This window comes from Photobacterium sp. 270122K (genome assembly GCF_059941365.1).
In genome coordinates this window covers 237197-259309 of sequence record NZ_JBPOEN010000004.1, presented here as the reverse complement: position 1 = coordinate 259309, position 22113 = coordinate 237197, and the positions used below count along the sequence as shown (strand labels likewise).

16 protein-coding genes are annotated in these 22113 nt (G+C 52.9%); 9 read left to right on the top strand and 7 right to left on the bottom strand.

Annotation, left to right across the window (positions count from 1 at the left end; genetic code table 11):
- Window positions 1-34: 34 nt before the first annotated feature.
- From ACSF8W_RS09660 to ACSF8W_RS09640, 5 genes are all read right to left on the bottom strand, one after another.
- The gene (locus ACSF8W_RS09660) at window positions 35-958 is read right to left on the bottom strand and encodes an EamA family transporter (protein ID WP_500847096.1); all 924 of its coding nucleotides are present in this window, start codon (window positions 956-958) and stop codon (window positions 35-37) included.
- 98 nt (window positions 959-1056) lie between these two features.
- Window positions 1057-1761 (bottom strand): phosphonate utilization transcriptional regulator PhnR, encoded by a 705-nt coding sequence (gene phnR / locus ACSF8W_RS09655; RefSeq protein WP_500847095.1) that lies wholly within the window; start codon window positions 1759-1761, stop codon window positions 1057-1059.
- A gap of 9 nt (window positions 1762-1770) precedes the next feature.
- On the bottom strand, window positions 1771-3489 hold the full coding sequence (locus ACSF8W_RS09650) for a putative 2-aminoethylphosphonate ABC transporter permease subunit (protein WP_500847303.1): 1719 nt from the start codon (window positions 3487-3489) through the stop codon (window positions 1771-1773).
- A 30-nt stretch (window positions 3490-3519) separates the two neighbouring features.
- Window positions 3520-4626 (bottom strand): putative 2-aminoethylphosphonate ABC transporter ATP-binding protein, encoded by a 1107-nt coding sequence (locus ACSF8W_RS09645; protein WP_500847094.1) that lies wholly within the window; start codon window positions 4624-4626, stop codon window positions 3520-3522.
- Between the two features lie 249 nt (window positions 4627-4875).
- Window positions 4876-5886, bottom strand: a complete 1011-nt coding sequence (locus ACSF8W_RS09640) for a putative 2-aminoethylphosphonate ABC transporter substrate-binding protein (RefSeq protein ID WP_500847092.1) — start codon at window positions 5884-5886, stop codon at window positions 4876-4878.
- Between the two features lie 256 nt (window positions 5887-6142).
- On the opposite strand from ACSF8W_RS09640, the gene phnW reads away from it, so the two are divergent.
- From phnW to ACSF8W_RS09625, 3 genes are all read left to right on the top strand, one after another.
- Complete coding sequence (gene phnW, locus ACSF8W_RS09635; protein ID WP_500847302.1) at window positions 6143-7270, top strand: 2-aminoethylphosphonate--pyruvate transaminase; 1128 nt, start codon at window positions 6143-6145, stop codon at window positions 7268-7270.
- A 42-nt stretch (window positions 7271-7312) separates the two neighbouring features.
- On the top strand, window positions 7313-8131 hold the full coding sequence (gene phnX / locus ACSF8W_RS09630) for a phosphonoacetaldehyde hydrolase (protein WP_500847301.1): 819 nt from the start codon (window positions 7313-7315) through the stop codon (window positions 8129-8131).
- A 225-nt stretch (window positions 8132-8356) separates the two neighbouring features.
- Window positions 8357-8869 carry a MerR family transcriptional regulator gene (locus ACSF8W_RS09625; protein ID WP_500847300.1) on the top strand — a complete coding sequence of 171 codons (513 nt, stop codon included), beginning with the start codon at window positions 8357-8359 and terminating at the stop codon, window positions 8867-8869.
- 111 nt (window positions 8870-8980) lie between these two features.
- On the opposite strand, the gene ACSF8W_RS09620 is transcribed toward ACSF8W_RS09625, so the two are convergent.
- Window positions 8981-10651, bottom strand: a complete 1671-nt coding sequence (locus ACSF8W_RS09620) for an ABC transporter substrate-binding protein (RefSeq protein ID WP_500847091.1) — start codon at window positions 10649-10651, stop codon at window positions 8981-8983.
- 352 nt (window positions 10652-11003) lie between these two features.
- Entirely contained in the window at window positions 11004-13865 is a 2862-nt protein-coding gene (locus tag ACSF8W_RS09615) for a molybdopterin-dependent oxidoreductase (protein WP_500847089.1), read from the bottom strand.
- A gap of 209 nt (window positions 13866-14074) precedes the next feature.
- Between ACSF8W_RS09615 and ACSF8W_RS09610 the strand changes: the two genes are divergently transcribed.
- From ACSF8W_RS09610 to ACSF8W_RS09585, 6 genes are all read left to right on the top strand, one after another.
- Window positions 14075-14269: a hypothetical protein gene (locus ACSF8W_RS09610; protein ID WP_500847088.1), complete on the top strand. Its 195-nt coding sequence runs from the start codon at window positions 14075-14077 to the stop codon at window positions 14267-14269.
- A gap of 200 nt (window positions 14270-14469) precedes the next feature.
- Window positions 14470-15321, top strand: coding sequence for a uroporphyrinogen-III C-methyltransferase (cobA, locus tag ACSF8W_RS09605; RefSeq protein ID WP_500847299.1), 852 nt, complete (start codon window positions 14470-14472; stop codon window positions 15319-15321).
- Between the two features lie 51 nt (window positions 15322-15372).
- Entirely contained in the window at window positions 15373-17961 is a 2589-nt protein-coding gene (nirB, locus tag ACSF8W_RS09600; protein ID WP_500847087.1) for a nitrite reductase large subunit NirB, read from the top strand.
- Window positions 17958-18326 (top strand): nitrite reductase small subunit NirD, encoded by a 369-nt coding sequence (gene nirD / locus ACSF8W_RS09595; protein ID WP_428477122.1) that lies wholly within the window; start codon window positions 17958-17960, stop codon window positions 18324-18326. The genes nirB and nirD overlap by 4 nt, the downstream gene beginning before the upstream one ends.
- A gap of 320 nt (window positions 18327-18646) precedes the next feature.
- A complete protein-coding gene (locus tag ACSF8W_RS09590) occupies window positions 18647-20140 on the top strand; it encodes a NarK family nitrate/nitrite MFS transporter (protein ID WP_500847085.1) in 1494 nt (497 codons plus the stop codon).
- Window positions 20141-20242: 102 nt separating this feature from the next.
- Window positions 20243-22099, top strand: coding sequence for a bifunctional protein-serine/threonine kinase/phosphatase (locus ACSF8W_RS09585; RefSeq protein WP_500847083.1), 1857 nt, complete (start codon window positions 20243-20245; stop codon window positions 22097-22099).
- The last annotated feature ends 14 nt before the right edge of the window (window positions 22100-22113 follow it).

Here is a 22113-nt window from a genome sequence, read left to right as displayed (position 1 = left end):
CGTTATAACGTTAGCGCGTTATAACGTTAGCGCGTTATAGCGTCAGCAGGATGCCACCCAGAATCGCGGCGACACCGACACCCCGTGTAACGTACCACTTTTCTTTGAGGAACAGGGTACCCATCACCAAGCCGACCACAATACTGAATTGGCGCAGGGCCACAATGAGGCTGACATTGTCGGTCATGGTCATGGCAAAGAGCACCAAGCCGTACGTCATGGCCATCATGCTGCCAGCGAGGGTGGCATTGCGCCGAAGTTGCCAGGTTTGGGCCAGTATCGCCGTATGCTGGCCGCGTGCCCGCTTCATACCAGCATAAACCGCAATACCCAGCAGCAAGGGCAGCACCATTGCCCAAAACTGCATGCCCAAATAGAACAGGGCTGACAAGGGATCGCTCATAATGGCGTGTACCTGCTCAGTCAGTAACGCAATGGCCGCTTTGTCGACCACCGAATAGCCGGTCGTCCCCAGCGCGGCAATCAAGGCCCAGCCGACTCCTAAGTTGCAGTAGGCGGCGCGGGAGAGTTGGCGAAAGCTGCTGAGGGGCACGATGAGACAACCCAGCGTGATCAGAATAAACCCCAGCCATTGCAGGGCGTCTAATGGCAAGCCGAGCCAGCGGGTGATCCCGCCGACCATCAACACCGGTAATGCGCGGGCGATGGGGTAGATTAAGCCGATGTCTCCGTGTTGATAGGCGACCAGTAACCCTACCAAGTAGATCAACTGGCAAATACCGCTGATCAGCAATAATTGCCAGAACGCAGGCGATAAGGTGTCCCAACCAATAGTCAACAAATACCACAGCAAAAAAGGCGAGAGCAGCAACGCCGCTGAGCCACTGGCGGCCAGTGAAAAGGCCACGCCAGAGCCCGTATTACGTTTGCCGAGCAAGTTCCAACTGGCGTGGATCACGGCGGAGAGGAGCACTAAAACAATCGCCAACAGTGTCATACAGCATCCCTGACTGAGTGAGGCCTATTTTTCTTATTGTGTGTGATGATGGTGTGATTCCTGGTGTAGTTTCATGCGTGGCGCGTGCGTTACGTGGATCACCGCACGAGCGTCGCGAACGATTCAATACTGATGGCATCGTGGCGCCAGTATTCAATGTCACAGTCAATCAGCTCACCGTGTTGGTTGTAATTGATACGCTCAACCACCATGGCCGGTGTGCCCGATGTGGCGCGCAAGGCTTGGGCGGTATCCCCCAGTAAGGTGCTGGTGGTGATACGGTAACGGATGGATTGATACACCATGCCGTAGTGCTCGCGGTAAATGTCGGTCAGCGACGTGGTGAGATCGTGACGCAGTAAATCCGGCACAAATTCCGGGCGAATGTAGTGGGTGACGTACACCACCGGTCGGTTTTCCAAATAGCGCACGCGATCAACTTGATACACATTAGAAAACGGCTGGAGATCCAGCAGTTGTGCCGCGTGCTTGTTGGCGACCGTGCTTTGCGCCGACAGCAGTACGGTGTTTGGCGTGCGCTGCTGCGCCAAGGCCATGTTGGTGAAATTTAACGTTTGACTTGGGTCATACCGCAGGGGGGATGGCGAGATAAACCAGCCCCGGCGATCTTCGCGGTAAATACGGCCTTCCGCTTCCAGTAGCGAGAGGGCTTCACGCAGCGTCACCCGTGTGGTGTCGAACGATTCGGCTAACTTGCGTTCGGCAGGCAGCTTTTCCCGTGGCGACAATTGGCCTGATTCAATTTGCTCGACAATCGCATCTTTAATTTTTACGTATTGCACACGGTGTCCTTATTTCTTTCGCCACGCTTGGGTACGGTTTTCTAACAGTTTGCCGAGGGTCAGTTGCACTATTTTCGCGGTCGCCGCCGAAATCATGATCATGACGGCCATGGCCGCTGCGGCACCGGTCTGGCCGGCATCGTCCATATTCAGGACAGATACTGAGGCGGGAATGGTATCGGTAGAATAGAGAAATACTACCGCAGATGTGGTGGTTAATGCATTAACAAACAAATAAGTAGCGATATCTAAAATAGCCGGTAAACACACCGGTACCGTCACTTTAACAAACAGTTTGTATTGCGGCAGTTTGATGGCGGCGGCGGTGGCTTCAATTTCAGCCGGCAATTGTTTCAGGGCGGTCAGTGCCGTCATGTGGCCGACAGTGTAGTAATGCACCACGGTGTTCACCACCAAAAAGGCCATGGTGCCATAGAGCACATTGAGCGGGTTATTGGCATCGTTGAAATAGAAGATATAGCCTAAGCCCAGCACCATGCCCGGTACGGCCATTGGGATCACGCTGATCACCTGCATCACTTGGCGAATAGGGGCAAATGCACGGCCTTTTTCCATGCTGTAGGCACCGATGAAAATCACCACCGTACCGATCAGAGCCGTCCAGCCCGCCATGGTCAGGGAGTTCACGTAGGGCAGCCAGCCGTAGGTACTGATTTCAGCAAAGTTGTAGTTATTCAGGGTCAGGGCTTTGTTCCATGGCCAGAACGTTACCAGCGAGCCGTACACCGCCATGCCCAGTACCGCCAGCACCGCAATAGACATCACAGAACAGTACAGCAGACACAAGCCATCACGCACAGGGTGCGGTTCGGGCTGGTAAGGGACTGAGCGGGTATCAAACAGGCTTTTTTGTTTGCTTTGAACCCAGCGATTAGCGGTGAAGGCCAGCAGCGCCGGGAACAGCAGAATCAAACTGGTGACCGCCCCCATGGCAAAGTTTTGCTGCCCCACGACCTGTTTAAAAATGTCGGTCGCCAGTACGTTGTAACTGCCGCCAATGACTTTAGGCACGCCAAAATCGGTGATCACCAAAGTAAACACCACAATCAGGGTACTGATGAGGCCGTATTTCGCGGCAGGCAGTGTGACCAGAAAAAAGGTCTTTATCGGCGAGGTTTTCAGGGCGCGTGCCGCTTCATACAATCGGGCATCCGAGGTGCGCATAGCCGTCGTCAGAATCATCAGCGCGTGTGGAAAGGTCCAAAAAATCAAGCCCAGCGTAATCCCCATCATTCCGTAAACAGACTGCTCCCCGAGGAGGTGTTTCGCGACCCCTTGGTTCCCAAACAGGAAGATCAAACTGATCGCCGGCAACAAGGAAGGCGCTAATATCGGTGCGGTACCAAGGATCTGAAACAGCCCTTTGCACGGCATGCAGGAGCGGGTAAGGGCATAGGCATAACCAAACGCCAGCACACCGACCACGGTGGTTACCAGTAGCCCCACGGTGAACGTGTTAGCAAGGGAGTGCCATAAACTGGCTGACGAAAAATAGTGGGCAAAGTTCGCCAGACCGACAAATTCCCCCTGTGCGTTTTGCACACTTTTGGTGAGCATGGCCCACAGTGGCATCACGATAAACAGGATCATCAGGGCGGATAACCCCGTCAGCAAAACAAACAGCACCAGATTATCGCGACTGATGCGGTGAAACAGAGACTGTGTCTGTTGCTGTAAACGGGCTGTCGACATCATCACACTTCTCATGTTAGCAGTTCGAGTATTCATGGTTTTTCCTTACGCGGCGCGGGCAGCAACATGGGCAGGGATGTCATAGCCACGCAGGCCTTGTTCGGCGAACTGGATATAGCGGATATCGCCCGGTTGTAGGTTTAGGGCCTGTACGGTGTCGATACTGACATCCACACAGATCGGCTTGGCGCGATTGTCGTTGTGCAGTTGGCAGTCAACCCGGTAGAACGCCCCCAGAAATTCGGTGGCCAGAATGCGTACCGGCAGCGAGCGATTAAAGCTGTCGACAAAGCGAAGATTTTCCGGACGGACGGCCAAATCAAAATGGTCACCGCGAGCAATACTACGGTTGGCTAACGTCGGTGCTGGTAGCAGGGACTCGGCAATGCGGATTTGCTGATCGCTGGTGGCAGAGGCGGTGATGAAATTCATGCTGCCGACAAACTCGGCCACAAAACGGGTTGCCGGTTGTTGGTAAATCTCTTGCGGGGTACCGACTTGCTCAATCACACCGTGGTTCATGACTACAATGCGATCGGCCATCGACAGAGCCTCGTCCTGATCGTGGGTCACCATGATGGTGGTGATCCCCAGTTGGCGTTGTAAGCGGCAGATCTCGTTACGTAGGTGGATGCGCACTTTGGCATCCAGTGCCGACAACGGTTCGTCCAGCAGTAACAGTCCCGGTGATAACGCCAAGGCGCGCGCCAGTGCCACACGTTGCTGCTGACCGCCAGACAGTTGATTCGGGTACTTGTTGCCCGAGGTCGGCAGGGCAATCATGTCCAGCCAGTGTGCCACTTTTTGCAGCGCGTCTTGCGTCGACATGCCTTGGTTTTTCAGGCCAATGGCAATGTTCTCTTCCACCGTCAGGTTGGGCAACAGGGCATAGGACTGAAAGACAATGCCAAAGTCGCGTTTTTCCGGTGGCAGGAAGGTAGTCTCTTGTCCGTTCTGGTAAATCGCCCCAGAGGTCGGTAAATCCAAACCGGCAATGGCACGTAACAGGGTGGTTTTTCCGCAGCCGGAAGGGCCAAGAAAACAAACAAACTCGCCTTTTTCGATCGCCAGTGAGATCTGCTTTAACGCGGTGAATGAACCAAACTGTTTAACGACTTGCTCAATGTGCAAATAAGGATGTGGGGTGTGCATGTTCGATACTCCAAATGGTATAGACCAAATGTAGAGTCGCTATGTTTCAGCGCAATGACACATTTATAGCGCGTCGATGACATTTCCGTCGCCAATGAGGGCCAAATAGCAAAGCGCGTGAACCGTGAGCCGTGAGCATGGTGGTCATGAAAAACGAAACAAGGAGCGCCGAAGCACTCCTTGATATCGATGCAGCATAACGAGAGAGTAAAGAGGAAATAAAAAAGAGGGGAGGGACGTCAGTCACACTCAAGATTGCGGCTCGGATTTGCCATCAAACTTGGCAGACCAGGTCGCGAGGATCGCCGCGCGTTCGGTGCCCATCTTGGCAAAATCCATGGTTGCCATCGCCGCTTCCACATTCGGGTAATGGGAGACGCTCGACGATACCGCCTTGTGAGCCACCACCGGGTAAGACTCGACATACAATTCATTGGCGGCTTGTGAGACAGACCAATCGACCACGCGCTTGGCCGCGTCAGAGGCTTTCACCAAGCCGACCGCTTCCGATTCCCAGCCAATGCCTTTCGGGGTGATGATCGCCAGTGGTGCGCCTTGGGTTTTCAGCTTCGCGCCACGCACTGCCATTGAAATGCCGATGGCCACTTCACCCATTGCGGCCTGTACACAGGGCTTTGAACCGGAATGGGTGTAATGTGCCATGTTCTTGTCCAGTTCCGCCATGTATTGCCAGCCTTGTGCTTCGCCAAAAGTATTTAACCAGGCAGACACCTGCATGTAGCCAGTGCCGGAAGAGGCTGGGTTAGGCATCGCAATGTGGCCGCGATAGATCGGGTTGGTCAAATCGTCCCATGAGGTCGGGGTTGGCAGATTGCGTTGTTTTGCGACGGCCTCATTAAAGCAAATCGCGTTAAACACCGCCTCGTTGCCGAACCATGCCGGGTTGGTGAGCGGGTCGTTCAAGGTAGGACGCAAGTCTTCAACGCCTGCCGGGGTGTAGGGGAACAGTACCCCTTCTTCTTTTAATAACGCCATGGAGGAGCCGGCCAGTCCCCACACCACTTCCGCGCGCGGGTTGTTTTTTTCCGCCAGTAATTTCGCGGTCATGATACCCGTAGAATCACGCACCCATTTAATGCTGACATCTGGATTGGCACGCTCAAAGGCCGTTTTGTATTTGGCCAGAAGGTCTGTTTCAAACGCGGTGTAAACCGTCACTTCCTGTGCCGCAAAGGCCTGCGAGGTCATCAGGGAAAGTAGCGTTACCAGTGATCCTTTCATTACACGGTTTTTCATCATCTTCTCCAGAATTATTCATATTGGTATGTACCAAATATGCTGATTACCCTAAAGCGTGACTGTGACGATTCCGTGAACGAAAAATGGCAATTTGACGATGAATAAATCGGTGTTAGTGGGCGATTAACCCATGAGATGGCCAAAAATGAAGCTTTTGTGAATTTCACTGTGCCCCCATTTACGGCGTGAATTTTCTGCTGGTAGAGTAAATGTGTCTCTGGTGTAGACCAATTTAATTTTCTTGATGGATGACATGATGAAAAATGCTTATTTGCTGTTAACGCCTGGCCCGCTATCGACGTCTGAAACCGTACGGAGTGCGATGCTGAAAGACTGGTGTACGTGGGATGACGATTACAACAAAGCGATTGTGGAAGTGATCCGCGACAAGTTGGTGGCGTTAGCGACGCAGCAACCGGGTTATACCAGCGTGTTAATGCAAGGCAGCGGCACCGCGTCAGTGGAAGCAACGTTGGGCAGTGCCATTGGCGAAAACGGCAAACTGCTGGTGGTCGATAACGGCGTTTACGGTGCGCGTATGGCAGAAATAGCCCAGTACCTGCGTATTCCATGCCAGACCGTGGCCTCGGGCGAAACGGCACAGCCGAACGTAGAGGACGTGGCTGCGGCACTGGCGGCAGACCCAAGCATCACCCATGTGGCGATGGTGCACTGTGAAACAACCACCGGCATGCTCAATCCCATCGCTGACGTAGCGGCATTGGCTAAACAACACGGCAAAGTGATGATTCTGGATGCGATGTCGAGCTTTGGTGGGATCCCGATGGACATTGGCGAGTTGGATATCGATTTTATGATCAGCTCCGCCAACAAATGCATTCAGGGCGTACCGGGTTTTGGCTTTGTGATTGCCAAGCGCGAGGCGCTGGCGGCATGTGAAGGCCAAGCGCGCTCATTGAGTTTAGATTTGTACGCACAGTGGGCGTGCATGGAAGCGAACCACGGCAAATGGCGTTTTACCTCACCGACGCATACCGTACGCGCGTTTTATCAGGCGCTGTTGGAGTTGGAACAAGAAGGCGGCATTGCTGCGCGTCATACACGTTATCAAACCAACCAGCGCACCTTGGTGGCGGGTATGCGTAAATTGGGTTTCACGCCGTTGCTGGATGAGGCGTTACATTCACCGATCATTACCTCGTTTTATTCGCCGACAGACAGCGATTATCAGTTCAGTGATTTTTATGCGCGTTTGAAAGCGCAAGGCTTTGTCATTTATCCGGGCAAAGTCTCGAGTGCGGATTGTTTCCGTATCGGCAACATTGGTGAGGTGTATCCCGCTGATATTGAACGCCTGTTAGTGGCGATTCGTGGCGCGATGTACTGGCAGACACAAGACATTGACACCGCCGTACTGGCATAACACACATTGACGAAACAAGGGATCAGTACTATGAGCAATACCATGACGACGACATCTTCTGTACAAGCGGTGATTTTTGACTGGGCCGGCACCATTGTGGATTTCGGCTCGTTTGCTCCGACCACGATTTTCGTGGAAGCCTTTAAGCAAGGTTTTGATTTTGACATTTCGCTGGAAGAATCCCGCGTACCGATGGGCGTGGCTAAGCGGGATCACATCCAAGCAGTCGGCCGTTTGCCGGAGGTCGAAAAACGTTGGTTGGCCCAGTTTGGCCGTGCTATGACGTCGGAAGATATCGATGCGATTTACGCGGCATTTATGCCATTGCAAAAAGCCAAAGTGGCGGATTACGCGGCGCCGATTTTGAATGCCATTGCTGTGGTGAACGATCTGAAAGCACAAGGGATCAAAATTGGCTCTTGTTCGGGCTACCCGCGTGAAGTGATGGATGTGTTGATCCCGGTGGCGGCGGATTATGGTTACCAGCCGGATTACATTGTGGCGACCGATGATTTGCCGCAAGGTGGCCGTCCTGCGCCTTTCATGGCCCTGAAAAACGTGATTGAACTGGGCGTGACGAATGTGAATGCGTGTATCAAAGTGGATGATTCCGCGCCGGGGATTTATGAAGGCCATAATGCGGGCATGTGGACGGTAGGTTTATTGCTGTCGGGCAACGAAGCCGGTCTGACAGAAGCGGAATTCCTTGCCGCTGATGAGGCCACATTAGACGCTGCCCGTGAAAAAGCCCGTGCGACCTTGATAAAAAGCGCGCCGCATTATCTGATTGATACCATCAATGATTTGCCAGAGGTAGTGGCCGATGTGGAACGTCGACTGGCAGCGGGTGAACGCCCGTAATGCTCGACGCGTCCTGCGATAAACCGCTAAAATAGCCAAACGCCTTCCTGATACCCACAGTGAAGGCGTTTTTGTTTCATGCGTATGGCTTCTGCTATAAATGCTTTATTAAACAGTGCATTAATTTAGGTTGTGATAAATTTTCCATTTTTTCTCTGATTGGGTGTTGACCCGTCTACCAGTGTCACCTTGATACAGGCCGCCGTTAAGAAGAAGGTCTTTTGTATATATACCGTTTCCCAATTAGCCCAACGATTTCAACTTTCCCGCACCACCTTGTTGTATTACGAGCGTGAAGGGTTGCTGCTACCGACACTGCGAGCTGACAACGGCTATCGCTGGTATGGCGAGGCCGAAGTAAAGCGGCTGGAAAAGATTGTGTCGTACCGGGCTTACGGGATGTCTGTAGCCAACATTCTTAACCTGTTAAATGACACAACCCCACGATCGCAAGCGGATTTACTGAAAGATCATTTCAATCAGTTAGAAGCGGAGATCGCCAAATTACGCCAACAGCAAAAAGCCATTATTGGCCTGTTGGAAGAACCGATATCAGTGGAGTCACAAATGGTTACTAAAGCACGTTGGGTAGAAATTATGATCGCAGCCGGTTTTGATGAAGCGGCAATGGTGAAATGGCACCAGAAATTTGAAGCGATGGAGCCAGAAGAGCACCAGAAGTTCCTGGAATCTTTGGGTATTGATGCGGACGAAATTGCCCGTATTCGCGCCCTGTAAGCAGGCAGTGAACGTCAACACGCAGTAAAAATGAAAGCCCAGCGATTGCTGGGCTTTGTGTTTTATCAGTGTATTGGTTTTATCAACCGATGTGTTTTCGCGATGGGGCGCTTAGCTCTTAACGGGCTTCAGATCCAACACGTGTAGCAAGCGCTCTGGAGTACCTTCCCATGGCATTGGGCGACCTTTGGCGTTGTCTTTATTCCACCAACCCGTAAAGCGTTGGGTGTTGTATTGGTAGAAATTAGAGCCCGAAATTACCGGCACGGTCACTTGGTTTTCGGCAATCATTTTCTGGATTTGGTGAGCGATTTTCATTTGCTCATCGCGCTTGTCCGTCTTGTAGAAATTATCCAATAGCGTGTCTAGCTTAGGATCACTCCAGAAGTGCATCGCGAAGCGCGGCATGCTTTCCCCTTTCTGAAGTTTAGAGTGGTAAGCGCTGCTCCAGTACTTGTGCGGTGTTGGACCGTGGAAGTAGTTGGTGAAGGCAATGTCGTAACCGGCTTTTTGCATGTTGGTGTTGTACACCGCAAAGTCAGGGGTACGGACTTTAATATCAATCCCAACTTCTTCTAATTGTTCCGCCGCCAAAATCACCACGTTATTGAAGTCAGTCCAGCCACCTGGCGATTGAATCTCTAGCGTCAGCGTCTTGCCGGATGGGGTTTCAACCAGTCCATCGCCATTGCGATCCACAAAGCCGGCTTTTTTGAGCAAGGCTTTCGCGTCTTTCGGGTTGTAGGTCATGTACGGGCTGTATTGCTTGTGCACGGCTTTGTCTGACCACGCTTCAAACGCGTAGCCCAAACCAGACGCAAAATCGTTCAGGGTGCCGTTGCCGTAGTTGGCCACATCAATGACGGTTTGACGGTCCAGCGCCATGGAGAACGCGCGGCGGAAATCGACATTATTCAGTGCTTCACGCTTCACCGGATCGCTGTTGTCAAAGTTGAACATGAATGATTGCGTACCCGCTGCGGTGTACCAATAGCCGTGGTTTTTCGAGGCTTTTAAGAAGGTACTCTCGATGTCAGGTACAAATGAGCCGCCCCAATCCACTTCTGAATTCACTAACGCCGCTAATACTTGGTCGTTGTGGTTGTACTGCGGTACGCGTAAGCAGTCGACGTCAAGGTTGTCGTTGTCCCAGTAATTCGGGTTACGACACTGTAAGAACAGGCTTGGCGTAAAGCGCGGTACTTCGGTGAATGGACCGGTACCCACGGGGTTTTCGTTGACGAAGGTTGTTGGATCTTTGACTTTTGACCAGATGTGCTCAGGCACGACAGGGATCAATGAAATTTCATACGCCGCGTTGGTGTTGATTTCCGTCAGATGGAAGGTGACGGTGTCGCCGTCAGCGGTGACTTTGTCGATTAACTTGTTGACGCCACGGTCATCCAACGCGGGGGTCTTCTTCAAGTTGTTAAAGGTGAACGCCACGTCTTTAGCGCTGAATGGCTTGCCATCAGACCACTTCACCCCTTCACGAATGTCAAAGGTGATGCGTTTTAGATCGTCACTGAAGTGATAATCGGTGGCTAAGCGAAACTCAGGTGTGTTGCCTTTGAGCTCATTGAATATCACCAATTGCTCATAGATGAAGTCACGTGCCGTGTGCAAACGGCCAGGCAGGTAAGGGTTGAAGTTACGCACCAAGGTCGGATTGTGGTTAGGGATAATGGTCAACTGCGACATCTTGTCGACGTCGGTTGCGGCGTGTGTCCATCCAGAGACAGACATCCCGACCAAAGCGGCCATTAACGTGATTTTGTTCATCGGTTTCTCTCCTGTGTTCATCCAGAACGGTTCGCGTGGAACAATGGAAACGAAAAAGAAAATAGCTTATCGATGCCATCATTGACGCAATAACGAAGATAAAAAAACACTGAATGTGAAAAGTGCGTCGGTTTGCGCGGGAGGAACCCCGCTACGCGACAATTTTGGATGTACCGAGCGAAATGCTGCGTGTGATTTTGCGGGGTAAACAGCAACCATCAAGGATGAAAAGAACAGGTTTTGTGCTGACGCTGGCAGATTTTTTCTGGTTTATGTGCTGCCAGCGAGGGGGGTGTGGCAGGGATCTAAAAATGTTATCTCGGAACCGCGACGATGACGACTGTACACCGCATTACAAGGAAGTGTGACTATGCGCATCGATTAGCCCTTGTAGCTCGGGCAAGCAACTGCCGCAACCACTCCCTGCCGGGGTGCACTGGCGCAGTGTCTGCAAAGAGGTCACGGCGTGCTGCTGTATTGTGTTAACCAGTGTCGCCCGTCCCATGTTGTGACAGGCACAAAGCAGCGTCCCTTGTGGTGGGTGTGATGTGATTGCGTGAGAGGACATATCACCGAAGACGGCTTGTACCGCCGAGTCGGTTACGGGGCGGTTGAGCAGCGCGGGCAGGGTGTCGTGATGAAAGGGTAACAACTGAGGTGCACAGACCAACGCGGCCGATACCTGTTGCTGATTCAGCATGGCCATTCGTAAGGTACCGCCGCTGTGCGCCGTGATGTATTGCGTGTGAGTCGTGTCTTGCAGGCTGTCGAATAACGCCTGCGCCCGTTCCGCTAATGGAACCTGTCCTGTTTTACCTATTCGTTCATTTTCTCCGGTTAAGAGTGTGGCCGGTTCGGTGGCATACTGCCGATACAGGTAGCCGTTGGGGATGGCTTGCTCCACCCAATACGCGATGCCATGCTTCGCCCAGAGCATGGTCGGGATTGGGGATCGGGTGATGAACAGCGCTTCACTGCACAGCGAAATAGGCGACAAGTACACTGGCGTGTATTTAAAGGCCGGTTGACCGGAAAGGGCATCGCAGAGGGGGGCAATGACGGTGTCGATGTGGCCAAAACTGCTGTTACTGCGGCTCCAATGAAACGGGGCGAACACACTGCCGGGTTGGCAATCCGTACTGATATGCAGACGTGCATCGGTGTGTCCCTGTTGGCTGGTGATCCGCACCATGTGCTGTGACTGAAGTCCGTACCGGTTGGCGTCATTGGGATGCACCGTCAGTGTGGGTTCGGCGGTATGGGCGGATAAGCGCGGCGACAGCCCTGTACGGGTTAAGGTATGCCAGTGATCGCGCACCCGTCCGGTATTCAGGATCAGCGGGTATGCATCGCTGCATGTCTTTCTATATGCGTCTTTATATGTATGCTTGTCTGCATGGCTGTTTACCTTAGCAGGGGGATGAGAAGGCGTGGCTATGCAGTGCGCACGGCCTGATGGAGTGGAAAAAAGGCCATCATGAAACAGGCGGGGTGTGGATTGATCTCGCACAGTCACAGGCCATTGCTGCGGCGACAAATGGTGATATTCCGTTGGGGTGAGGTGGGTTAATCCCCCCAAGTTCAATTGCCGAGGTGCTTCGTTATGCGGTTGTGTTGTGTGAGGGTCAGCCGAATTTGCGAGGGTCGTCATACTGGTGTATTCATTGAAAATATCGGCTTCATGGCGGTAATTAAATGCATGCTGAAACCCCATGCGTTTCGCTACTTCACATATGATCCACCAATCGGGTTTGCCTTCGCCCGGCGTGGGCAACAGGCGGCGTTGACGGGAAATTCGGCGTTCAGAGTTCGTGACGGTGCCGGACTTTTCACTCCACCCTTGGGCGGGCAGCGCGACATGGGCGTGACGCAGCGTATCAGTGTCTGCCATGCAATCGGACACCACCACCAGTGGGCATGCCGCCAGTATCGCGTTAATGCGCGCACTGTCCGGCAAGCTGACGGCAGGGTTAGTTGCCATGATCCAAATGGCTTTGATCTTACCATCGCCGATGGCATCAAACATGTCTATGGCTTTGAGGCCGGGGGCGGTGGCGAGGTGATCGGTTTGCCAAAAATCACGGATCTGGGCGCAGTGTTCGGGGTTATCAAACTGCATGTGGGCCGCGAGCATGGTTGCTAACCCGCCCACTTCACGCCCGCCCATGGCATTGGGTTGGCCGGTGACTGAAAATGGGCCGCTGCCCGGTAGGCCGATACGCCCAGTGGACAGATGGGTATTGAGGATGCTATTGACCTTATCGGTGCCAGCGGTCGATTGATTGACCCCTTGTGAATACACCGTCACTGTGCGGGGCGTTTGTGCCACGCGCTGGTAAAACGCAAGTATGTCTGTCTTGGCTAAGCCAGTGATCGCGGCAACTTGCGAGATATCCCCGTAAGGCGCGGTGGCCGCTAAGGCCTCGGTAAAGCCTTCGGTGTGCGCCTGAATATAGGTATTGTCTGTGTGGCCATGTTGATGCAGGTACGCCAACAAGCCATTAAACAGTGCCACGTCGGTGTCGGGATGCAGCGCCAAATGCTGATCAGCCAATTCGCAGGTGGCGGTTGTGCGCGGATCAATCACCACCACATGGGTATGGCGTTTGGCTTTGGCAGCGCGCAGGCGTTGATACAACACTGGATGGCACCATGCCAAATTACTCCCCACCAGAATCACCATATCGGCCAGTTCGATGTCTTCATAGCAATTGGGCACTACATCTTCCCCAAAAGCACGGGTATGTCCCGCTACGCTGGATGACATACACAGGCGCGAATTAGTGTCGATATGGCTGCTGCCAATGAAGCCTTTCATTAACTTGTTGGCGACGTAGTAATCTTCTGTCAGCAGTTGGCCAGAAACATAAAACGCGATCGCTTCACGCCCATGCTGCGCAATGATTTGCGTAAACTGTTGGGCGACGTAGTCCAACGCGTGTGACCACGTTTGAGGTTGCCCATTCACCTGCGGTTGAAGCAACCGGCCTTGGTGAGAGACCGTATCGCCCAGTGCCATGCCTTTGGTGCAGAGTTTCCCTTTATTGGCAGGGTGGCTGTGATCGCCCCGAACCGTCAATCCGCCTTGTGCATTGGGTTTAGCTTCAATACCACAGCCCACCCCACAGAACGCACAGGTTGATTTTATCCAGCCGTTTTGCGTTTTTCCCTGTTCGTTGTCTTGATGCTGGATATTGCTGCTCGCTGTCATCATCTGTGCTCCTTGACGGGGGCTGGTGAGGGCGATCTCCTTCACCGGTTTGATAAATGAGAGGAGCAATATTCGCACCAGTTGCAATAAAAGGCGTCATTAAGGCGCTCGTTCTCTGTGTTTACGAGCGCTTGATGGGATGTGTTTGACGAAGATAACCTGAGTTATCGTATTGATATTATTGGTGTTATTTGTTTGTCTTTGGCTTTTGGGTGCGTAGCCAGAGAGAGCAGGTGCGTTCACCGGATGAAACGCGGCAGTCTTCCTTTACTGTTTACCGCGTTATTAACATGGTGCAACCCTTGGCTGCATTGCACGATAACTGTGCAGCGGTGGGGACAGTGTGGGATGGCTGTGCGCTGAGAGTACCGACGATGACGGCCGGTAGTGTGCTGAAAGGGAAATAAAAAGCGTGTGATAAGTGGCTGAAAGGTTAATAAATCATGCCCAATAGGACGGCGGCTGAAGGTGAATGGGAAGGGCTCATTGACGAAGTTGGCACTGTCTTTGCTCAATCCTTGTTATGAGCAAAAAAGCGCAAGGACAGGGTGACGCAATGAATGAAGCGAGTAAACCAGCGGTCAGTCAGCAGACGAAAGTACGGTCGATGCTGCAAGGCAAGAGTCCTATTCAGGAACAAGATGTCGGTCAGGTTGCCCTTGTGGGGGCGGGACCCGGGGATCCGGCGTTGCTGACTGTGAAAGCTACCCAATGTATCGCACAGGCCGATGTGATTGTGTATGACCGATTGGTCAGTGATGCGATTCGTGCCACTTTTCCGTCTTCTGCGCGTTTGATTGATGTCGGCAAAGCCAAAGGCCGTGTGAGTTTGTCGCAAGAGGCGATTAACCAACGGTTAGTGGATTTAGCGCTGCAGGGGCACCGTGTATGCCGATTGAAAGGCGGCGATGCCTTCATTTTCGGCCGTGGTAGTGAAGAGTTGCAGGTCTTGGTTGCTCACGACATACCGGTTGACGTGGTGCCGGGCATTACTGCCGCCGCCGGTTGTACAAGTTATGCGGGTATTCCATTAACCCACCGTGGGATATCGCAAGGCTGTACGTTTGTGACTGCTCATGCCGAAAAAAATACCGAAAGAAATGCTGAAAAACAACGGACGTTAAACTGGACAGCGTTAGCGCAGCTTAATCATACCTTGGTGTTTTATATGGGGCTGACCAAGGCCGATGACATTGCCACGCAATTGCAAACGGCAGGGATGTCGGCGTTGACCCCCGTTGCGGTGATAGAAAATGGCTGTTGTCCGAATCAACGGGTGATCGCTGGCACCTTGTCGGCTTTACCCGTGCTGGTCGCTCATCACCGTGTGATCTCGCCGGCGCTGATTGTGGTGGGGGATGTGGTGGCGTTATCGCAGCAAGGCTTATTGCAACAGAGCCTATCAGAAACAAGCCAATCATGGATGGCAGCCGTGCAGCCCGTGCCGTTATCGGCATAGCAAAGAGAGTGCCGCGTCAGGGTGGCCGTTCAGGGGAAAGGGGAAAGAAGCATGCAAAAACAGCGGATTGTAGTGGTCGGAAATGGCATGGTTGGCCATAAGTTTATTCAAGATATGCTGCAGCATGACAAAGCACGTCGGTTTGACATCGTCACGTTCAGCGAAGAGCCACGCTTGGCATACGACAGGGTGCAATTGAGCCAATTTTTCAGCGGGAAAACGGCGACCGATCTGGCGCTGGCTGACGAGTTGGCTTATCAAGAGCAAGGCGTGACGTTTCATCTAAATGAAAAGGTGGTTGACATTGATCATGCGCATCAGCAAGTGGTGACGGCGTCAGGCTTGGGAGTGTGTTATGACAAATTGGTGCTTGCGACCGGCTCTTACCCGTTTGTACCGCCTATCCCCGGCAATGATCAGCCGCATTGCCATGTGTACCGTACCATTGATGACCTGCATGCCATTGAAGCGTCCGGCATGGGCAGTGAAGTCGGTGTGGTGGTGGGGGGCGGTTTGCTTGGTTTAGAAGCGGCTAATGCCCTCACGTCGATGGGCTTAACGACCCATGTGGTGGAGTTCGCACCGCGCCTCATGGCGGTGCAGTTGGATGAGGGTGGCGGTCAGCGGTTGGCGCAACAAATTACGGCCTTGGGCGTGCAGGTGCACACCGACAAAGCCACGACCGCGATTGAATCCGGTACTCATTGCCGTTATCGCATGGTGTTTGCCGATGGCTCGCACCTCGAAACGGACATGATTGTGTTTTCTGCGGGGATCCGCCCACAGGACAGCTTGGCGCGAAACAGTGGGATTGCCGTGGGCGAACGCGGTGGGATCGTCATCGATGATTATTGCCAAACCGATCACCCCAATGTGTATGCCATTGGAGAGTGTGCGTTATGGCAGGGCAAGATCTTCGGTTTGGTGGCGCCGGGTTATCAAATGGCCAAGGTGCTAGCACACGGGTTTATTCACGCGGTCGAACATAACGACAATCAGGGCGATAGACCGCAAAACGAGCCGGTTCGAGAACGCTTTGCTGGGGCTGACATGAGCACAAAACTGAAACTGTTGGGAGTCGATGTGGCCAGTATTGGTGATGTGCATGGGCAAACCCCCGGCGCACAGTCTTACACCTACAGTGATGACATTGAGCAGATCTACAAGCGCCTGATTGTCTCGCCAGAGGGGGATAAAATCATCGGTGCGGTGTTAGTGGGGGATGTCAGCCCTTATGAGCAACTGTTGCAAATTACCCGCAATGATCTGTCTTTGCCTGACAATCCCGCCGCTTTAATTTTGCCGCAATGGGCAGAGAATGGCAGTGAGGCTGCGGGGTCGCAAGGGTTGCCCGATAGCGCACAAGTGTGCTCGTGTTATGACGTGACAAAAGGTGATATTACTGAAGCGGTGATGGCCGGGTGTTGCACCATGGCTGACATTAAATCGGCCACCCAAGCCTCCACCGGGTGTGGTGGGTGTGCCGCGCTGACACAGCAGATCCTGCATGCCACCTTGGAAGCACAGGGTGAAACGGTGAATCACAACCTGTGTGAGCATTTCGCCTATACCCGACAAGCGCTGGCTGACATTGTGCGGGTCAAGCAAATTAAAACGTTCGGCGCGCTGATCGACGGGTATGGCACGGGCTTAGGGTGTGATATATGCAAACCGGCCGTGGGGTCGATGCTGGCGTCATTTTGGAATGACTATGTCTTGGATGATGCCCACCTTGAGCTGCAAGACACCAACGATATTTACCTCGGTAACATGCAAAAAGACGGCACCTATTCGGTGGTGCCACGGGTCGCGGGCGGCGAGATCACGCCCGATAAATTGATTGTGCTGGGGGAAGTGGCCAAACACTTTAACTTGTATACCAAAATCACCGGGGGGCAGCGGATCGATTTATTCGGCGCGCAATTGCATGAACTGCCACAGATCTGGCAACGCCTGATTGATGCAGGGTTTGAAACCGGCCATGCCTACGGTAAAGCGGTGCGGACGGTGAAATCGTGTGTTGGCAATACATGGTGTCGTTATGGGGTACAGGACAGCGTTGGGTTCGCTATTGCGCTTGAAAACCGTTACAAGGGATTGCGCGCGCCGCACAAATTGAAGTTCGCGGTGTCAGGCTGTACGCGGGAATGCGCTGAAGCACAGTCGAAAGACATTGGCGTGATTGCCACCGAAAAAGGGTGGAATCTGTATGTGTGTGGCAATGGCGGTATGCGTCCTCGCCATGCGGATCTGTTCGCGGTGGATTTGGATGACGCCACCTTGATCAAGTATGTCGACCGTTTGTTGATGTATTACATCCGTACCGCCGATCGTCTGCAACGTACGTCGGTGTGGCTCGATAATTTGGACGGGGGACTGGCCTACCTCAAAGAGGTGGTGATTGAAGATAGCCTGGGGATTGCTGACGCGCTGGAAGCGGACATCGCCCGTACCTTGGATCAGTATCAGTGCGAATGGCAAACCACCTTAGCCTCCCCCGAAAAGCTCAAGCGATTCCGTCATTTCTTCAACAGTGAACAGGCGAATACCCATTTGCACTATGTGGTTGAGCGTGGGCAACGACATCCGCGTCCTCAACACATCAATGTGGTCGATATAACCGATGAGGTGAACCGATGAAAACTTATCCTTTAGATGATTTTCCCTTACCTTCGCCCACGCGTATGTGGCAAACCATTTGTGCCAAGGGGGATCTGCCGTCCCATGCCGGCGTATGCGTGCTGCTGAATGAACAGCATGTGGCGATTTTTTTCTGTGCCCGTACCGACTCGCTGTATGCGGTCGATAACTTTGATCCGATAGGGAAAGCCAGCGTGTTATCGCGGGGCATTATTGGCTCGATGGGAGACGTCGCGGTGGTGGCATCCCCTTTGTTTAAACAGCATTTTAATTTGAAAACCGGCCAGTGTATTGAGCAGCCGGATATCCTACTAAAAACCTATCCGATCCGCTGCCAGCAAGGGTGGGTACAAGTGGCGGTATAAACGCAATGTCCTAAGGACGCATTGTGTATCTTGGTGTGTTTTTTTGAGCTTGTCTCTTCGTAATTCGTAATTCGTAATTAGTGATCGATTTGCCCTCTGATAAGGAGGGCTTTTTTTGATCTGTCGGTAGGTATTGGCGCGCCTTAACAGTGATGGTGCGTCCGTGCACCATCACTGTTAATTCATCCCTTACTTAATGTCAGAGAAGAACGGCTCACTCTCATTTAAGCCTTTGATAAAAAGTGAATATTTTTGGTTGCTCCAATCTGGCATGTAACCTGCATTAACTACGTTAGCTATCAATAAGGAGGCTGAAGTTTATGTCAGAGAGAAGTGCGGTGTCAGAGAAGGACACATTCAATCTGTTTTCTTTTTCGGGGAAAATGAAAATCCTGCATTTAAGCTGGTTCGCATTTTTCATTACCTTTTTCGTGTGGTTTAACTTTGCGCCCTTGTTGCAGTCGGTGAAGGCCTCCTTGGGGCTGACCACGGCAGAAATCAAAACCCTGTTGATCCTCAACGTAGCTTTTACTATCCCTGCACGGGTGGTGATTGGCATGCTAACGGACCGATACGGCCCCAGACTGGTATACACGGCGCTGCTAGCGATTTGTGCGATCCCGTGTTGGGTGTTCGCCTTCTCGGACAGCTTTGTTCAAGCGGCGATTGCCCGTTTTGCGTTGGGGTTGATCGGAGCCGGGTTTGTGGTGGGGATCCGACTGGTCTCGGAATGGTTCCCGCACAACGAACTGGGCACCGCCGAAGGTATTTACGGGGGATGGGGTAACTTTGGCTCGGCAGCGGCAGCTTTTACCTTGCCCACTTTGGCAGTGTGGTTAGGCGGCGAGGATGGTTGGCGTTATGCCATGGCGATCACCGGTGCCATGAGTCTGCTGTTTTCGGTGATCTTTTATCGCAATGTGCAAGATACGCCACAAGGCGCGACGTATTTCAAGCCCAAAGCAGTAGGGGCGATGGAAGTGACGTCAAAAGGCGATTTCTTCTTGCTGCTTTTGATGAAAATTCCGATGTACGGCGCGTTGGCGTTACTGACATGGAAGCTGTCACCGAGCGGGGTGGGGTTACTCAGCGAGACCGTTGAAATGGCGTTATATGCAGGCTTGGTCGTTGTTTATTTGTATGAAGTGCGTCAGGCCTGGCGGGTGAATAAAACGGTTTTTTCTGCCCCTGTGGCGAAAATCCACCGTTATTCGTTCAAGCAAGTGGCCATTTTAAATGTGCTGTATTTCGCCACCTTTGGTTCCGAATTGGCCGTTGTGTCGATGCTGCCGTTGTTCTTTGCAGAAACCTTCACGTTATCGCCTGTCGTGGCGGGAATGGTCGCGTCGGCTTACGCGTTCATGAACCTGATGTCGCGTCCGGGTGGCGGCTGGTTGTCTGATAAGTTTGGCCGTAAACCGACGCTATTGATCTTAACGGCAGGGTTGGCGGCAGGGTACTTCTTGATGGGGCAAGTTGATGGTCAGTGGCCGGTGTGGCTTGCGGTCGTCGCGGCGATGGTATGCTCGTTCTTTGTTCAGTCCGGCGAAGGGGCGGTGTTTGCCACCGTCCCCCTGATTAAACGCCGTATGACCGGACAAATTGCGGGTATGACAGGGGCTTACGGTAACGTGGGGGCGGTGTGTTACCTCACCCTTTTATCGCTGGTGGAGTACCAGACGTTCTTCTATGTTATCGCCGGCACCGCCGTTTTGGGCTTTATGACCTTGCTGATGATGGAGGAGCCGACCGGGCAAATCGCCGAAATGAATGATGACGGCAGTATCACGTTGATCGATGTCGCCAAGTCCTAAGTGCGGACGCCTCCCTCCTCGCACCATTACGGTGTGTGGGGGAGGCGGGAATCGCGTTCTTGTCGAGAGTGACGTAACACGATAACGCAGGAGGGAACGGCAGTGATCATTGAAGAAGTGCTGGTCAATAATCGATATGGCTTAGTGGTGTCGGCTGGGGGGCATTCTTGCGCGGGTAAACGCGCCGTGAATCAGGATGCATTTGCAGTGAAAATCCCGCGGCAAGCGCGGGAGTACACGCAAAAAGGCGTGGTCGCCTGTATCGCAGATGGTGTCAGTGGGAGTGAACATGCCCAGCAAGCCAGTCAGATCACCGTAACGCAGTTCATTGAAGACTATTACGCGGCGCCTGCAACGTGGGGGGTACGGGCATCGGTCAGTAAAATTTTGCATGGCCTGAATCAATGGTTTTATCACCAAGGCCAACAGCGTGATTTTGCCTATGAAGGGTCGGTTACGACATTTTGCGCAGCAGTGATCAAATCCAATACGGCCCACATCATGCACGCTGGTGACAGTCGGGTGTATTTGTATCGGCAAGAGGGATCGCAAGGGAAGCGTCAACTGCGTTGTTTAACCCAAGATCACCGCCGTCGGCAATACGGCGGACAGCACTTGCTGACGCGTGGATTAGGCATGGATTCGCATTTAGAGGTGGATTATCAACAACTGTCATTGGACGTGGGTGATCAGCTGATTTTTACCACCGACGGCGTGCATGATGCGTTCGCCAACGAGGCGCAGTTCGCCGCGGTGCTAAACGCGGCACAAGTAAACACCGCCGCGGTAAATAACCGAGCCGAAAAGCAGGCGCAGTACGTGGTGAATGCAGCCTTGAAGGGGGAAGCCGATGGTGCCTATGCCAGTGAACATGCGGTTAAAACGGCGAAGAAAAAGTCGCCGTCGACGGATCAGGATAACGCCACCTGCGTGATTGTGAACGTGGAGGCATTGCCTGAGTGGGGGACGGATGAAATGCTCAATGCCTTATTGCAGCGGGTGATCCCGCCGGTACTGAACGTGGGGCAGCGGTTAGATCATTACACCATCACGGGGGTAGTACACAGCGGGGCGAGAAGCCATATTTATCAGGCAGTCAGTGACAAGGATGGTCAACGGTATGCCTTAAAAGTCCCCTCACTGCATTTCGCAGAGGATTACTTGTATCTGCAAGGCTTCATCCGTGAGGGGTGGGTGGGGGCGCAGATCCGGCACCCGCAAATTCTGCGTATTTATCCGTATTCGCGTACGTCCGCGTTTTTATACCATGCCTGCCAGTGGGTCGAGGGGATCACGTTGCGCCAATGGATGGCGGCACACCCAGATCCGCCTTTGGCGGCAGTGCAGCGGTTGGCGCAAGGAATGATCAAAGCGACCAGAGCGTTGCAACGCCAAGGCATCGTCCATCGGGATTTGAAGCCAGAAAATATCATGATCACGGCTGATGAGACGGTGATAATCATTGATTTAGGCACGGTACAGGCCGACAGTTTTAACGATGATGCGGGTGTACTGCTCAGTGAAAGTGTGCCGGTCGGGGATAAAAAATACCTCGCCCCCGAATGCGGCATAGGGCAGAAAGCCACGGTGCAGTCGGATCTCTTTTCTATCGCAGTGATATGGTACGAGATGTTATCAGGGCATTACCCGTATGGCGGTACCGCAGAAAAAGCGGCGATCAAGCGGCCGAAAGACAGTCGGGAGTACTGTCCTATTAGCCATTATCGGCATGATCTGCCAATGTGGGTGGATGTGGTGTTGCGCAAAGCTTGTCATCCTCACGCTGAATATCGGTACATCGCGTTGTCAGAATGTATTGCAGATTTCACCCACCCCAGCACCGCCGTGCGAGAGCAGGCAACGGCTCGGCCACGACCCCTGACGGCATCACTGACCTTCTGGCGGTTGCTCAGTTTAGGGTTATTTTCCATCGTATTGCTTCAGTGTTTCTTGCCGTAAAGCGCATGGTTTAT

What these genes read in the sequence shown, in the direction of transcription:
- nirD (WP_428477122.1), top strand. Translation starts at nt 17,958, where the DNA reads ATGAAAACTTATCCTTTAGATGATTTTCCCTTACCTTCGCCCACGCGT.
- ACSF8W_RS09645 (WP_500847094.1), bottom strand. Translation starts at nt 4,626, where the DNA reads ATGCACACCCCACATCCTTATTTGCACATTGAGCAAGTCGTTAAACAG.
- ACSF8W_RS09620 (WP_500847091.1), bottom strand. Translation starts at nt 10,651, where the DNA reads ATGAACAAAATCACGTTAATGGCCGCTTTGGTCGGGATGTCTGTCTCT.
- nirB (WP_500847087.1), top strand. Translation starts at nt 15,373, where the DNA reads ATGCAAAAACAGCGGATTGTAGTGGTCGGAAATGGCATGGTTGGCCAT.
- ACSF8W_RS09615 (WP_500847089.1), bottom strand. Translation starts at nt 13,865, where the DNA reads ATGATGACAGCGAGCAGCAATATCCAGCATCAAGACAACGAACAGGGA.
- ACSF8W_RS09590 (WP_500847085.1), top strand. Translation starts at nt 18,647, where the DNA reads ATGTCAGAGAGAAGTGCGGTGTCAGAGAAGGACACATTCAATCTGTTT.
- cobA (WP_500847299.1), top strand. Translation starts at nt 14,470, where the DNA reads ATGCTGCAAGGCAAGAGTCCTATTCAGGAACAAGATGTCGGTCAGGTT.
- ACSF8W_RS09640 (WP_500847092.1), bottom strand. Translation starts at nt 5,886, where the DNA reads ATGATGAAAAACCGTGTAATGAAAGGATCACTGGTAACGCTACTTTCC.
- ACSF8W_RS09650 (WP_500847303.1), bottom strand. Translation starts at nt 3,489, where the DNA reads ATGAGAAGTGTGATGATGTCGACAGCCCGTTTACAGCAACAGACACAG.
- ACSF8W_RS09660 (WP_500847096.1), bottom strand. Translation starts at nt 958, where the DNA reads ATGACACTGTTGGCGATTGTTTTAGTGCTCCTCTCCGCCGTGATCCAC.
- phnX (WP_500847301.1), top strand. Translation starts at nt 7,313, where the DNA reads ATGACGACGACATCTTCTGTACAAGCGGTGATTTTTGACTGGGCCGGC.
- phnW (WP_500847302.1), top strand. Translation starts at nt 6,143, where the DNA reads ATGAAAAATGCTTATTTGCTGTTAACGCCTGGCCCGCTATCGACGTCT.